Source organism: Rhodocaloribacter litoris, from assembly GCF_011682235.2.
Taxonomy (GTDB): Bacteria; Bacteroidota; Rhodothermia; order Rhodothermales; family ISCAR-4553; genus Rhodocaloribacter; species Rhodocaloribacter litoris.
Map to the genome: position 1 here is coordinate 4,254,671 of NZ_CP076718.1, position 14,303 is coordinate 4,268,973.

At 69.2% G+C, this 14,303-nt stretch carries 12 protein-coding genes; 7 read left to right on the forward strand and 5 right to left on the reverse strand.

The window, feature by feature from the left end; genetic code table 11:
• Positions 1-23: 23 nt before the first annotated feature.
• Positions 24-722 (reverse strand): HmuY family protein, encoded by a 699-nt coding sequence (locus tag GQ464_RS17635; RefSeq protein WP_166981526.1) that lies wholly within the window; start codon positions 720-722, stop codon positions 24-26.
• 42 nt (positions 723-764) lie between these two features.
• Positions 765-2,867 carry a TonB-dependent receptor plug domain-containing protein gene (locus GQ464_RS17640; RefSeq protein ID WP_166981529.1) on the reverse strand — a complete coding sequence of 701 codons (2,103 nt, stop codon included), beginning with the start codon at positions 2,865-2,867 and terminating at the stop codon, positions 765-767.
• 279 nt (positions 2,868-3,146) lie between these two features.
• Between GQ464_RS17640 and GQ464_RS17645 the strand changes: the two genes are divergently transcribed.
• From GQ464_RS17645 to GQ464_RS17660, 4 genes are all read left to right on the forward strand, one after another.
• Positions 3,147-4,157, forward strand: coding sequence for a patatin-like phospholipase family protein (locus GQ464_RS17645; protein WP_228350417.1), 1,011 nt, complete (start codon positions 3,147-3,149; stop codon positions 4,155-4,157).
• A 6-nt stretch (positions 4,158-4,163) separates the two neighbouring features.
• Positions 4,164-4,928 (forward strand): sulfite exporter TauE/SafE family protein, encoded by a 765-nt coding sequence (locus GQ464_RS17650; RefSeq protein WP_166981535.1) that lies wholly within the window; start codon positions 4,164-4,166, stop codon positions 4,926-4,928.
• A 167-nt stretch (positions 4,929-5,095) separates the two neighbouring features.
• Positions 5,096-5,680, forward strand: a complete 585-nt coding sequence (locus GQ464_RS17655) for a sigma-70 family RNA polymerase sigma factor (protein ID WP_228350418.1) — start codon at positions 5,096-5,098, stop codon at positions 5,678-5,680.
• A 17-nt stretch (positions 5,681-5,697) separates the two neighbouring features.
• Positions 5,698-8,802 carry a bifunctional serine/threonine-protein kinase/formylglycine-generating enzyme family protein gene (locus tag GQ464_RS17660; protein WP_228350419.1) on the forward strand — a complete coding sequence of 1,035 codons (3,105 nt, stop codon included), beginning with the start codon at positions 5,698-5,700 and terminating at the stop codon, positions 8,800-8,802.
• A gap of 67 nt (positions 8,803-8,869) precedes the next feature.
• On the opposite strand, the gene GQ464_RS17665 is transcribed toward GQ464_RS17660, so the two are convergent.
• Together GQ464_RS17665 and GQ464_RS17670 are read right to left on the reverse strand one after the other, a co-directional pair.
• Positions 8,870-9,286, reverse strand: coding sequence for a c-type cytochrome (locus GQ464_RS17665; protein WP_166978425.1), 417 nt, complete (start codon positions 9,284-9,286; stop codon positions 8,870-8,872).
• A 215-nt stretch (positions 9,287-9,501) separates the two neighbouring features.
• Positions 9,502-10,785 carry a ScyD/ScyE family protein gene (locus GQ464_RS17670; RefSeq protein WP_166978423.1) on the reverse strand — a complete coding sequence of 428 codons (1,284 nt, stop codon included), beginning with the start codon at positions 10,783-10,785 and terminating at the stop codon, positions 9,502-9,504.
• 224 nt (positions 10,786-11,009) lie between these two features.
• Here GQ464_RS17670 and GQ464_RS17675 point away from each other — a divergent pair, with 224 nt between their 5' ends.
• Genes GQ464_RS17675 through GQ464_RS17685 form a run of 3 tightly spaced genes read left to right on the forward strand, consistent with a single transcriptional unit; the run spans position 11,010 to position 13,853 of the window.
• Positions 11,010-12,236, forward strand: coding sequence for a di-heme oxidoredictase family protein (locus GQ464_RS17675; protein WP_166978421.1), 1,227 nt, complete (start codon positions 11,010-11,012; stop codon positions 12,234-12,236).
• Positions 12,237-12,238: 2 nt separating this feature from the next.
• On the forward strand, positions 12,239-12,658 hold the full coding sequence (locus GQ464_RS17680; protein ID WP_166978419.1) for a QcrA and Rieske domain-containing protein: 420 nt from the start codon (positions 12,239-12,241) through the stop codon (positions 12,656-12,658).
• 16 nt (positions 12,659-12,674) lie between these two features.
• On the forward strand, positions 12,675-13,853 hold the full coding sequence (locus tag GQ464_RS17685) for a hypothetical protein (RefSeq protein WP_166978417.1): 1,179 nt from the start codon (positions 12,675-12,677) through the stop codon (positions 13,851-13,853).
• Positions 13,854-13,905: 52 nt separating this feature from the next.
• On the opposite strand, the gene GQ464_RS17690 is transcribed toward GQ464_RS17685, so the two are convergent.
• A complete protein-coding gene (locus tag GQ464_RS17690) occupies positions 13,906-14,193 on the reverse strand; it encodes a EutN/CcmL family microcompartment protein (protein ID WP_166978415.1) in 288 nt (95 codons plus the stop codon).
• Positions 14,194-14,303 lie beyond the last annotated feature (110 nt).

Here is a 14,303-nt window from a genome sequence, read left to right on the forward strand (position 1 = left end):
CGTCTCGTCAGGGGCGTGGCGGCCTAGTTGGTGCTCAGGTCCCGGGAGCCGTCCGGCTGGAAGACGTACTCGAAGGTGTAGTAGCGGGAGGGGTTGGCTGCCGGGTCGATCGCTCCGGGGTCCGGGTTGCCTTTGTAGTAGCTCAGGATACGCAGCTTCGCATAGCGCCCGTCGGCCGTGCGGACGACGATCGTGCGTCCGGGGATGGGCGTGACCACGTTGGTCTGGCTGTCGTAGTTGTACCAGCCGTTGCCCGAGCCGGGGCACACGGCCATCTTCGGCCCGGGCTGCCCGAAGACGGACGGGCACTCGGCCGATCCGTCTACGCGGAAGGCGGCGTCTTCGGGGGCGGTGAGCACGTTTTCGAAGACGTCCTCGATGAGGACGGCGGCGCCTTCGCCGGGGCCGCTCGTGCCGCCGTTGAAGATCAGGTTGGTGCTCTGGAAGCCGATGTCCCAGGCGGTCGAGGCCGAGTCGGCGCGGTTTTCCTCGTCGGAGCCGAGGACGATCCGGTTTTCCCGGAGGCTGAACAGCGTGTAGCGCCCGGTGCCGGTGGGCCGTCCCGTCTGCGGGTCGATGCGGGTGGCCGGGTCGGCGGGCAGGTCGGCCACGACGGTGGCTTCGAGCGGCGGCGTTTCCTCGACGTTCGAGGTGCCGTCGCAGCCGGTGAACAGGAGCAGGGCCAGGGGCAGGAGGGCGAAAAGAAGGCGGTTCGTGTTCATGGATCTATGGAAGGTTATAAGGTTATCGGGTCATGGGTGTTGTCAAAGGTCGATCTGGAAGCCTGCGTAGAGGCGGCGCCCGGAGAGGGCGGGTATCTGCGCCGGGCGGGTGACGTCGAACAGGTTGTCGACGCCGGCCTGGAGGCGGAGCCGTTCGAGCGGGCGGGTACGCCAGTCGTAGGTGACGGTGAGGTTCCACAGCACATAGCCGTCGACGAACTCGTCGTCCCGGTTGGGGATGGCGTTGCCGTCCACGTCGCGGTAGCCGTAGCGCCCGCGCCAGATGCCGCGCAGGCTCAGGCCCGGCCCGTCAGAGGCGGGGCGATAGCTCAGGCCGAGCGTCCCGCTGTGCGTCGAGCGGCCGAAGAGCCCGCCGTAGTCGGACCGGCGCAGGCGCACGTCCCGCCCGGAGGCATCCCGACCGAAGACGCGCCCGTCCTCGATGGCCTCGATGATGTCCCGGTCGTGCGCCTGGAGGAACTGGTAGCTGCCGGTGATCCGCAGGGCAGGCCAGGGGGTGAAGGTGACCTCGCTCTCCAGGCCGCGCGTGTAGATCCGGTTCAGGTTGAAGTAGCTGTAGACGAAGCTGCCGTTCGTCTTGCGCGCCACCGGCTGGGTCTCGATCAGGTCGCGCACGTCGTTGTAGAAGACGTTCAGCGAGAGCGAGAGCCGGTCGAAGGGCTCGGCCGTGAGCCCGGCGTTGAGGGCGGTGGAATGCTCGGCCCGTATGGTGCCGAGGCCGGCCGGGTCGAGGTAGCGCTCCTGGATCTGCCCGGCAGCTTCGAGGGCGGCGAGGCCGTCGTGTAGCTCGACGGCGCCGAGGACGCTGTAGCCGGCCGTGGGGTTGGTGAAGCTGAGGTAGCGCTGGCGGAAGTCGGGCGCCTTGAACCCTTTGCCGAGCGAGAGGCGCACGCGCAGCCGTTCCGAGGGGCGGAGGAGCACCGCCAGCTTGGGACTGATGCGGGTGGCGTAGTCGGTGTGGACGTCCAGGCGGGCGCTGGCGTTCAGTTCGACGAGGCGTGACGGCAGCCATTCGTGCTGAAGGAACGCAAAGGCGGCGCGGGCCTCCGGTCGCTCCGCATAGCGGTCCGCGTCGAGGCGCTCTTCGATGAGGCCGGCGCCGAGGGTCGTCAGGTGCCGGAGGTCCCAGACGAGGCGGCCCTGGAGTTCGGCCTTGGCGTAGCGCTGGTCGAAGCGGTCCTGGCTGTAGAGTGTGCCGTCGTCGAGACGGAGGCGGCTCTCGGTCCGGTAGCGGGCCAGGTAGAGGTCGCCTTCGAGCGAGAGGCGCCGGGAGATCCGGGCGCGTACCGCAGGGTGCAGGCTCCAGTCGGTGCGTTCCTCGAAGCTGCGCGCCCTGGTGGAGGTGGTGCCGGAGGTGAGCGTGAGCGGGCTCTGCTGGTCCTGGTCGTTGAGGCGGGCGCCGAGGCGGAGGGTGAGGCCGTCCCGGGGCCGGGCCTCGAAGCGCAGGTCGGCGGTGTAGTCGGTGAAGGCCGGTGCGGTCGGGGCCGTCGTGGAGGCGTCTAGGTCGTACCCGTCGGAGGCATAGCGGTCGAGGAGCAGGCGCAGGCCCAGGTGCTCGTTTCCGGCCTCGGCCGTGGCCTGCAGGTCAGTGGAGGCGTGGGTGCCGTAGCGGGCGGACAGGTTGCCGCGCAGCGTGCCCTCGGGCGGGCGGGTGATCAGGTTGATGACGCCGGCCAGGGCCTCGTTGCCGTAGAGGGACGAGGTGGGGCCGCGCACGATCTCGACGCGCTCCAGCCCGGCGACGGCCAGACGCTCGAGGTCGAGCGTCCCGGCGGTGCGCCCGATGACCGGCTCGCCGTCGATGAGGACGAGCGTATAGTCCGGGTCGAAGCCCTGGATCTGTATGCCGGTGCCGTGGTCGTGCACGAGGGTCAGGCCGGGCAGCTCGGCCAGGGCGTCGGCCAGGCGCAGGCGGCCGCGCAGGGCCAGGGCCTCTGCCGTGACGACGGACACCGGCACGGCCACGTCTTCGAGCTGGCGCGGCGCCCGGGTGGCCGTCACCACCACCGGAGCCAGTTCGTACTGCCGGAGCGTGTCGGCGGGAGCGGCCTGGCGGGCCGGAGCCGGGAAGGCCAGGCCGAGGCCGGCAAGCAGGAACAGCGGCACGTGTAGCAAAGGAGACATAATTTTATTTAGATCAAGTCTAAATTGCAGTTCGAAAGTATTCACATGTCCGGTCGCGGGCAAGTAGGGGGGCATGAAGAAACGTTTAAGACCTCCTGGCGCGCGGGGACCTGCCCAAACGGCTCTCCGGCCCCGGGACATTCCCTTGCCTCGGGGCGTTGAACCGAACGGCCGCCCGGGCACGTCGAAACGTTGCCGCGTGCGGGGGCCTCCGGCAAACGGTCAATGCGCAATGCTTCGTGCGTCTCCGTGTGCCCCTTTCGGATGCCGAATTTTTCCATGGTCTCTTCTCCGGTTCGTCGCAAGAAGGTTGGTCTGGCACTGGGCAGCGGTTCGGCCCGTGGATGCGCGCACATCGGCGTGCTCAAGGCCCTGGACGAGGCCGGCGTCCCCGTCGATTGTGTGGCGGGAACGAGCATCGGGGCGCTGGTCGGCGCCATCTACACGATGGGGGATCTGGAAGAGCTGGAGGCTTTCCTGCGGGCGCTGGACCGCCGGAAGCTTTTGTCCTATTTCGACTTCGTCTTTCCCCGTTCCGGCCTTCTCGACGGCGAACGGATCTACGAGCTCATCTCACGCCACGTCACCCATACCCGGCTGGAGGAAGCCCGGATACCGTTCTGTGCCGTCGCATGCGACCTGGCTTCGGGGCGGGAGGTGCTCTTTCGCACGGGGGATGTGGTGGAGGCCGTTCGGGCCAGCGTTTCCCTGCCAGGCATCCTGACCCCGGTGTGGGTGGACGGCACCTTTCTGGTGGACGGAGGGCTGGTGAACCCGGTGCCGGTGGACGTGGTGCGCCGGATGGGCGCCGAGGTGGTCATTGCCGTCGACCTGAACCACGATTTTGCCACCCGCGCCTGGTCCGGCCGGGGAGTGCCCGAAGACCGGGCCACCGTGCCGGAGCAGGGTTTGCGCGGGGCGGAGACGGACGCGACGGGAACACAGGCCGGTCCGTCGTGGCCGGGCGAAGCCGGAGCGCGTATTCTCCAGGCCCTCGAACAGCGCTACCAGCATCTCAGCCTCTCCATGCGGCGAAGGCTCAACCGGTGGATCGCCGATACGCGCAACGACCCCACCATCTTCGACGTGATCAGCGCCTCGATCGGTATCATGAGCAAGCGCATCACCGAGGCGAACCTGCGCATTCACCCGCCGGACGTGCTCGTCCGCCCGGCCGTGGGGCACCTCGGGCTCTTCGACTTCGCACGTGCTGCCGAGGCGATCGAGGAGGGGTATGCCAGGATGGTTGAGGCGATGCCCGAGGTGCTACGCCGGCTGGAACGAGGCTGAGGGGCGATGGCGACGGGAACGCTGCTCTTGCTTGTCGGGCTGGTCACGGCCATTGCCCTGCTCTATGCGTCCGTGGGGCACGGAGGCGCCTCGGGCTACCTGGCGGTGATGGCACTGCTCGATGTGGCGCCGGCCGAGATGCGCCCGGCGGCGCTGGCGCTCAACATCCTGGTGGCCGCCATCGGGACGGCGAAGTTTTACCGACGCGGCTATTTTTCCTGGCGGCTTTTCTGGCCGTTCGCGCTGCTCTCGATGCCCATGGCCTACGTGGGCGGAAGGCTCGTTTTGCCGGACGTGGTCTACAGGCCGGTCGTCGGTGCCGTGCTGGTGTGGGCGGCCTACCGGCTTTACCGGCAGACAGGCCGGCGTGCGCGCTCCGGGACGAGCTGCGACGAGTCAACGCGCCCGTTCATCCTTTCCGTGGCGCTGGCGGCCGGCGCCGGGCTGGGCCTGCTCTCCGGGCTGACCGGCGTCGGCGGCGGCATCTTCCTGAGCCCGCTGCTGCTGCTGGCCGGATGGGCCGACGCCCGGGCGACGTCGGCCGTGGCGGCGGCGTTCATTCTGGTCAACTCGGTGGCGGGGTTGCTGGGGCACCTGGCACAGTACCCCGCGTTGCCGGCATTCCTGCCGTGGCTGGCCGTGGGTGCCCTCGCCGGCGGATGGGCCGGCGCTGAGCTGGGGAGCCGCCGCTTCTCCGGCACGGGTATCCGCCGTGTGCTGGCCCTGATTCTGCTGGGCGCCGGCGTCAAGATGATCCTGGCGATGGCATAGGCGGGCTCCACAGGGGCATGGCCAATCCTCGGCCCTGCCGGGATATGGCTACGGGACCAGCGCCATGCTGCTGTTCCCCACCCGGCACCGGTCATTCGGCCGGACGGGATATCGTTGTCCCGGAACCTTATCTTGTCTGTTCATGCAGGCTTCTTCAATCTGAACGTGTGACCCGTCTTCCGAATCTTGATGCCACCGGGCTACTCCGGGCCTTCAGCGCCGGCGACCGCAGCGCCCTGGACCGGCTCATGCCGCTGATCTACGAGCAGCTTCGTGATCTGGCTCACCGGCATCTGCGCCGCGAGCGCTCCGGTCACCTCCTGTCCACCACCGCCCTCGTGCACGAAGCGTACCTGAAGCTGATCGACATCAACCAGGTGGCGTGGCAGGACCGGTCGCATTTCCTCGCGATGGCCTCGCGAGCCATGCGGCGGCTGCTGGTGGATTATGCCCGGGAGCGCCAGACCCGGAAGCGCGGCGGAGACTACCAGCGGGTCGATCTGACGGAGGTACGCCTGCTGGCCGACGAGCAGGTAGAAACCGTGCTGGCCCTTGAAGAAGCCCTGCAGCACCTCACCCGGCTCGACCCCCGCAAGGGTAGCGTTGTCGAGTACCGGTACTTCGGGGGGCTGACCAACGAGGAGATCGCCGCCGCGCTCGGTGTCTCGCTCGCCACCGTCAAGCGCGATCTGACTTTTGCCCGTGCCTGGCTGGCCCGTGCCCTCGGCGACGACCCGGCCGCCGCGCTCTGAATTCCCCGGACGACCCCATGCACCGGCAGGACTGGGAACGACTTACCCGCCTCTTTGACGAGGCCGCGGCGCTGCCGCCGGACGCCCGCCCGGCGTTCCTGGCCCGGGCCTGCCCGGACGAGGCGCTCCGCCGGGAGCTGGCCGCCCTCCTGGCCGCCCACGATCGGGCCGACGACGTGCTCCGCCCCGTCGAGCGGCTGGCCGAGGCACCCGCCGGCGGTCCCTTCGCGCCGGGCGAACAGGTGGGCCCCTACCGGCTGCTCGACGAGATCGGACGGGGCGGCATGGGGGTGGTCTACCGGGCCGAGGACACCCGCCTCGGGCGCCTCGTAGCCCTCAAGGTGCTCCCGCCCCACCTGCACGCCGCCGTCGCCCTCCGCGAGCGCTTCGTGAACGAGGCCCGCGCCGCCTCTGCGCTCGATCATCCCAACCTGTGCACCCTCTACGAGATCGGTATCCATGCCGGCCGGCTCTTTCTCGCGATGGCTTACTACGAGGGGGAAACGTTGCGGGAGAAGCTGGCGCGCGGCCCCCTGCCCGTGCCCGAAGCGCTGGCTCTGGCCCGGCAGATGGCCGAAGGGCTGGCCGCCGCACACGAACGCGGCATCCTCCACCGGGACGTCAAGCCGGCCAACGTGATCGTCACCCCCGAGGGGCGCGTCAAGCTCCTCGACTTCGGGCTGGCCAAGATCGCCGAGGCCACGCAGCAACTGACTACCGAGGGCACGACGCCCGGCACGGCAGCCTACATGAGCCCGGAGCGCACCCGCGGCGAGCCGGCCGACGCCCGGGCCGACGTCTGGTCGTTCGGGGTGGTGCTCTACGAAATGCTGGCCGGGGAGCGCCCTTTCCCGGGTGATACGGCCGAGGTGCTCTTCCATGCCATCCGCCACGACGCCCCTCCGCCCCTCACCACCCGGCGGCCGGACGTCCCCGGGGCGCTGGCGGCGCTGGTGGAACGCCTGCTGGCGAAAGACCCGGCCGGGCGCTCCGCCTCGATGCGGGAGGTGGCCCGGGCCCTGGCGGTCCTCCAGGCCGGCGGCGACCGGCGCCCCCGGCGGCGGCGTGCGGCGATCCTGGCGCTCGGGCTGCTCCTGCTGGCAGCAGCGGCCTTCTTCCCCTACTGGCAGCGCGTGCAGGCCGACCGTGCCCGCGCCCTCCTGCCCGAGATCGAGCGGCTGGCCGCCGCCGGCGCCTTCGCGGAGGCTTATGCCCTGGCCGAACGCGCCGGGCGCCACCTGGGCGACGACCCCGCTCTCGCCCGCCTCTGGCCCGGGATCACCGACGTGCTGACCGTCGCCTCCGACCCGCCCGGCGCGCGCGTGACCGTCCAGCGCTTCGACCCCGTCGGGGCCGCACAGCTGGTCGAGGTGCTGGGCGTGACGCCGCTCGACGGGATGCGCCTCCCCCGGGGCGCCTATCGCCTCCGCCTGGAGAAGGCAGGCTACGCCCCCCACGAGCGCGTCGTCTCCCGCTTCCTCTTCGCCCCCGTCATCCACGTCGAACACCGGCTCATCCCCACCGACAGCGTCCCCGGGGGGATGGTGTTCGTCCCCGGCGGGCGGTACCGGCTCCGCGGCTGGGACGTGCCGGATGCGACGCCCGTAGACCTGGACGATTACTTCATCGACCGTTACGAGGTCAGCAACCGCGCCTTCAAAGCCTTCATCGAGGCCGGAGGCTACCGGGACACGACCTACTGGCGCTTCCCCTTCGTGAAGGACGGGCGAGGCCTCGGCCGGGACGAGGCCCTGGCCCATTTCGTCGACCGGACGGGCCTGCCGGGGCCGCGCGGCTGGCAGAACCAGACGTATCCCCCCGGCACGGCCGACCATCCCGTGACGGGCGTCTCGTGGTACGAGGCCGCCGCCTATGCCGCCTGGGCGGGCAAGCGCCTCCCCACCGTGCACGAGTGGCAGCGGGCGGCGCGCCCCGACACTACCCATCCCTACGGCGTCGTCATGCCCTGGGGCGCCATGCTCCCCCGCGAGAACGTGGCCCGGCGGGCCAACTTCAATGGTCATGCGACGGTGCCCGTGGATACCCACCCCTTCGGGATGAGTCCCTTCGGAGCCTATCACATGGCCGGCAACGCGCGGGAGTGGGGCGCCAACCCCATGGGCACCGGCTTCGTGGCGGTGGGCGGGGCCTGGGAGGATCCGCCCTACGCCTTCGCCTATCTGGGCACCTTCGACGGCTTCCACGCCGCGCCGTCCCTCGGCTTCCGCTGTGCCCGCTCGGCCGACCCGTCCGCCGCGCCCTCCGTACGCCCCCTGCCCGCGGACCCGCCGGCGCCGGCCTACACCCCGGTCGACGCCGCCACCTTCGAGGGCTTCCGCACCCATTACCGCTACGACCCGCGCCCCCTCGACGCCGGGATGATCGACGTGCACGAGACGCCCGACTGGCGCCGGGAGACGGTGACGTTCACGGGGGCTGCCGGCGAGCGGCTTCTCGCCTACCTTTACCTGCCCCGGCACACGCCGCCGCCTTACCAGACCATCGTCTTCTCTCCTCCTTATCCCATCTACGCCGGGTGGTACAGCATCGCCGAGGAGGTGGAGCGCTCGCTCCCCGCCCACATCAAAGCCGGGCGGGCCATGCTGGCCGTGGTCCCCTTCGGCGGCCTCGAGCGCCCGGCGCCGCCGGGCTTCCGCTTCCCGGACCCGCGCACCGTGACCTATCGCAACCTGGCCGTGCAGTGGGCCCTCGAGCACCGCCGGGGCCTCGACTACCTCGCCACCCGCGACGACATCGACATGGATCGCCTGGCCCACCTCTCCTTTAGCGCCGGCGGCGCCAAGCTGCTGCAACCCGCCCTCGAACCCCGCTACCGGTCGATCCTGCTCACCGGCGCCGGGCTGCACCCCGGGGACACCCTGAAAGTCTCCGAGGCCAATCCGATCCACTTCCTGCCTCGCTACCCCGCCCCGACGCTGGTGCTCCACGGCCGGTACGACGAGATCGACAACCTGGAGGTGCATGTGCGCCCGCTCGTGGCGCTGTTGCCCGAGCCGAAGCGGCTGGTGGTCGTCGAGAGCGGGCACGTGCCCCCGGCCGACCTGCGCGTCCCCGTCATCGAGGCCTGGCTGGCCGAGACGCTGGGGCCGGTACGCCGGTGAGGCTTGCCGATGCATGCGGCCGCATGAAACGACGAACTTCGTCTACCCTTCCCGGCTTTGCGTCATCTCATGGCTGCGGCAGGTTCTGCGGCATCAGCGAGAGGTACGGCGTGGCCGGCTCCTGGCCCGGTGGGACGGGTGCGGGCATGGGCTCGCCTTTCGGTCCCAGGGCCCTGATGTACCGGTAGAGCGCCCGGGCGTCCCGCTCGCTCATCCGGTTCACGTTCATCCAGGGCATCGGCGGGCGGGCCGTCCTCGTGTGGAGCGTGCGGACCCACTCGTCTTCGCTCACCTCCTGCACGCGCAGCCGCAGGTTGGTCGCGTAGGTGGTGCCCCAGGGACCGCGCCAGCCCATCGCCGAGCCGGCCAGCCACTCGTCCTCGGGGATGCGGCCCTCCTGCTGGAGGTAGCCCGCTGTGTGACAGTCGTTACACCCGGCCACGATAGCCAGGTAGCGCCCGGCCTCCACGGCGTCGGCGGCCATGATGTGCGGCGGTGTCCCGGCTTCGGGTTCCTGTTCCGGTTCGGACCGGCAGCCAAGATGGCCTAGGACCGCCAGCACAAGAAGCGCACGCACCGCACTCCCGGAGGGAAGCTGCGGGGGGATACGAAAATCGGTTTTCATCCTGGGTCTTCCGTGGTGTATGGAGTGAGGAAGGGGTTCGGTCGAAGCATGAGGCGTCTTCTGCCCCCGGCGTTTCACCGCACCAGCACCATCGCCCGGATCTGCGTCTGTCCGTTTGCTTCGAGGCGGTAGAAGTAGATTCCACCGGGCTGCCCGGTGGCTTGCCAGGGCACCTCGAACGTGCCGGCCGGATATCGTCCTTCCAGGAGCGGGGTCACCTCCCGGCCCAGGAGGTCGAAGATGTGGAGGGTCACGTGGGCCGGCTCGTGCAGATGGAAGTGGATATGCGTGGAAGCGGTGAACGGATTCGGGTAATTCGGTCCGAGCGTGAACCGCGCCGGCAACGCCTCCGCTTCCACCGATGTGGCCGAGGCCATCGGCATCTTGAAAACGACACCGATGAGCGAGCTCAGGTAGACGTTATCGTCCGGAGCCGGGTACATGGCCGAGGGCAGCATGAGCCCGGAGAGCAGCGTATCGACCGTACCGCCGGAGAGGCGCACCAGGCTGCCGGTCTCCGGCAGGAAGCCCCCCTCCAGGTCGAAGCGCGCCATCTGGAGAGCCAGCAACGAGCCATCCGCCGGGTCGACGGCCAGGTCGGTCACCAGCGTGAGCCCTTCCTGTACCGGCGTCACCTCGCCCGTCATGCTCACCTCGTAGACGCCGGCGAGCCCGTCCAGGAAGGGGAAGCCCGTGAACAGGCTCACGTAGAGGCGCCCCTCATGGTAGACGACGCTCGTGGGGACGGGGTCGATCATCGGCGGGCCGACCGGTGTGGGGTTCGGGATCGGGTCGAACGTGGCCAGGACGCTCAACGCGCCCGTGGCGCCGTCCATCCGGAAGAGGGCGTTGGCCCCGGCATCGACCAGGAAGAGGTCACCGTCCGGTCCTTCGGCGAGGTCGTACAGGTTGTTGGCCGGGAAGCCGTTGTCCGTGGCGAAGGCGCCCACATTGGTCACCGTGTCGATGGCGGCCAGGGGGCGGGGCGGGTCCCCGGGGGTGAAGCCCGTGGTGTCGACGCGGAGCAGGTAACCCTCCGGCGTCACGGTGCCCATCCCGTTGGAGAAATAGAGCCGGCCGTCGATGAACCGGAGGTGGTAGGTGCCGGCGTTGCCGTCGGCCTCGGGTACCGAGCCCAGCCCGTCGAGGAAGGGGTACACCTGGCCGTCCGGCGTCACCACCGAGATGCGGCCGTCGTTGTTGCCGGTACCCACCTGAGCCACCCAGAGACGACCCCGGGTATCCATCTCCAACCCGATGGGGGTGAGCAGGTCCGTGGCAAAGGGTTGCCGGGCCTGTGTTTCCTCCGCCGGGCGGAGTGCCAGGAGGAGCAGGGAAAGGAGGCATAACCGTAACATGGGTCCTTACGGGTTCTGGTGGAAAGCATCAGCCCTTTTCCCTGTAGGCGGGAAATCCGGTCTGGATGGCTCATCGTTCCGGTCGAAGCGCATCGCCCGCCGAAAAACGGCGGTTTCGCTCCCGGGACGCACGGTCCGGCCGTGCTGGGTCGATGCGGGTTGACTTTTGGATCAAAAAGTTAGATATTCAAAATAGTCTGTTTAGTCTAACCTAAAAAAAGAGTATGTCTCGGGAAAAAACTGCGGTCTGGCTCTGGGCCGGGGTGGTGATCGGGCTCGGGGGCTGCGACGTCTTTCTGCCGGAGGCGCCGCCGTCGGAGACGATCCTGGCCGAGCCCATCGAGGGGTTGACGCCGGCCCAGATGGCGGCCCACATCGCCGGCGACGAGGAGTTCGCCCGCGTCTTCGGAGCCGCCGACGGGCTCGGCCCGCTCTTTGTGGCGGCTTCGTGTGAGGGGTGTCACGTCGGGGACGGCAAGGGACACCCGCTGACGACCCTGACCCGCTTCGGCCGGTATGTGGGCGGCGTGTGGGACCCGATGCCGGCTCACGGCGGTCCCCAGCTCCAGCACCGTGCGCTGCCGGGGTACACGCCCGAGGCGATCCCGCCCGGGGCCACGGGCGTCACCCGCCTGATGCCGCCGGCTGTGACGGGCCTCGGCCTGCTCGAAGCCGTCGAGGATGAGACGCTGCTGGCCCGCGCCGATCCCGACGATGCCGACGGCGACGGCATCTCGGGCGTGCCCAACTGGATTGAGCCCCCGGACTACCTCAAAAACCTCGACGGGCGCATCGCAAACGGGGGGCGGTATATCGGGCGGTTCGGCAAGAAGGCCGGTGCCATCGACCTGCTTCACCAGGTCGTGACGGCCTACAAGGAGGACATGGGGGTTACGTCCGATTTTGACATGGAAGAGCTCTTCAACCCGCGCGAGGGGGCCTTCACGGGAGACCTCGTGCCCGACCCGGAGGTGCCGGCGGAAGTCGTGCGCAACGTGGTCTTCTACATTCGCACGCTGAAGCCGCCGCCGCGCCGCGACCGGGACAACCCCGACGTGCAGGCCGGGGAGCGACTCTTCGAGGTCATCGGCTGCGCGGCGTGCCACGTGCCTACGCTGCGTACGGGTCCCTCGGACGTGGCGGCACTCCACGAAAAAACGTTCCACCCCTATACCGACCTGCTCCTGCACGACATGGGACCCGAGCTCGACGACGGTTACACCGAGGGAACGGCGAAGACGTCCGAGTGGCGTACCGCGCCGCTCTGGGGGATCGGCCTTGCCGCCGACTCGCAGGGGGGGCGGGCCTTTTACCTCCACGACGGGCGGGCCGCCACCCTTGAAGAAGCCATCCGCTTCCACGGGGGCGAAGGGGCCGCCAGCCGGGAGGCCTTCTTCGCATTGTCTCCGGAGGAGCAGCGGCAGGTCCTTCGTTTCCTCGAATCCCTGTGACCATGCACCGGCGCGATTTCATCAGGTGGCTGGAACGGCTGGCCGCCGGGGTAGCCTGCGCGGGCGGGGGGCTGCTGGCCGGCTGTGCGGGCAGCCGCTTCGTCCCGGCCCGGCCGGAGGCGGGGCGACTCGTCATCCGAAAGGACGATCTTGCCGGCCGGGCTGTTGTGCTCGTCGATCTGCCGGGAACCGGGCGGCCCATCCTGCTCCGCCGAACGGGGCCGGACGCCTTCGTTGCCGTCTGGACGCGCTGCACCCACCGGGGCTGCCAGGTGGAGCCGGCGGGGGACCGGCTCGTCTGCCCCTGCCATGGCAGCGAGTACACCCTCGACGGCAAGGTCGTCAAGTCGCCGGCACGGATGGATCTTCGACGCTTCCGGGTGACGACCGACGCCGGGCACGTTTACGTCGAAATGAACTGAAACCATGCCTATCGCTATGCGACACGTGCTTTTGCTCTGGCTCTTGGGCCTGTTGCCTGCCTGTGCGGCCCGGGCCCAGGTAGACACGACGACCGTGCAGGACGCGCTCTATGACCGCCCGTTCATCGGGGCGATGGCGCAGACCGCCATCGGCGGATACCTCGAAGGCAACACGAACTACTTCTCCGAAGACGGTATCGCCGAAGGCTTCTCGATGGAGGTGCGCCGCTTCAACGTGTTCCTCTTTTCCGCCATCAGCGAGCGCGTCCGGCTCATCTCCGAGCTGGAGTTCGAGCACGGGACAGAGGAGATCAACCTGGAGACGGCCCTGCTCGACTTCCGGATCGGCACCGGGCTGGTGTTGCGGGGTGGGATTCTGTTGCCGCCCATCGGCGCCTTCAACCAGAACCACGATGCGCCGCTCTGGGAGTTCGTCGACCGCCCGCTCGTCTCCACCGAAATCATTCCGGCGACGCTCTCGGAGCCCGGCTTCGGGGTCTATGGCAAGCTCTTCCGGGGGGCGCTGGCTTTCACCTACGACGTGTACCTGACCAACGGTCTGGGCGACGGGGTGTTGCTCAACGGGGAGGGGCGCACGCATCTGCCGAGCGGGAAGCGGGAGGATCTTTTCGCGGAAGACAACAACGGCTCGCCCGCGCTTTCCGGGCGGCTGGCCGTGCGGGACTACCGGCTGGGAGAGGTGGGCCTCTCGTACTATGGCGGCGTCTACAACACCTACCGGCGGGACGGCGAGGCGATCGACGTGCGGCGTCGCCTGCACCTGGTCGCCGTCGACCTCGACGGTGAGGTGGGGCCGGTGGCCCTGCGCGGCGAGGTGGCCTGGGCTTTCGTCGACGTGCCCGCAGCGCTCCGTGAGTTTGCCGGTCACCGGCAGTGGGGCGGTTACCTCGACGTGGTCGTACCCGTGGGCCGGTGGCCCGTGCTCGGCTACGAAGATGCGGTCTTCAACGCCAACCTCCGGCTCGAACGGGTCGACTTCAACGTGGGCACCTTCGCTTCCACCGGGGCGAAGATCCATGACGAGGTCGAGGCGATCGTGCTCGGGCTGAGCTTCCGCCCGACGCCGGAGACGGTCTTCCGGGCGAATTACCGCTACCGGTGGGAGCGTGACCGGCTGGGCAATCCCGCCGTGCGCACCGCCGGGTTTCAGTTCGGCCTGGCCACGTATTTTTGAGGGGGCCGGTGCCGCCATGCCGGCGGGCGGCGCTTTCGGAAGGCCGGGCCGGTCACGCCGGTTCGGTGCCTTCACAGGACCAGCCGTCGACCACCCCGAGGACGATGACGTTGGCCGGGGTGGGAGCGGCCATGAGCTGTTCGACGACGGCGCCTTCGCGGGCCACCAGCACATAGTCGCCGATGCCGGCTCCGTAGCCGGGGTCCAGGGCCAGCTGGTCCTTGATGCCCTTCAGCCGTCCCGCCAGGTCGACCGGGTGAACGATCAGCAGCTTGCTCGGGCGAAACCGTTCGTCCTTGCGGGTCGCCACGACGGTGCCGGTCACTTTGCACAGGTACATAAGGCGGCTGCTCTCGGAAGTGGAGGGTCCGGAGACAAGATAAGGCGGCAAAAAATCCGGTGCTGCGGAGGAACTTCGGACGGGGTCCGAGATTGATGCGGCGGACGGCG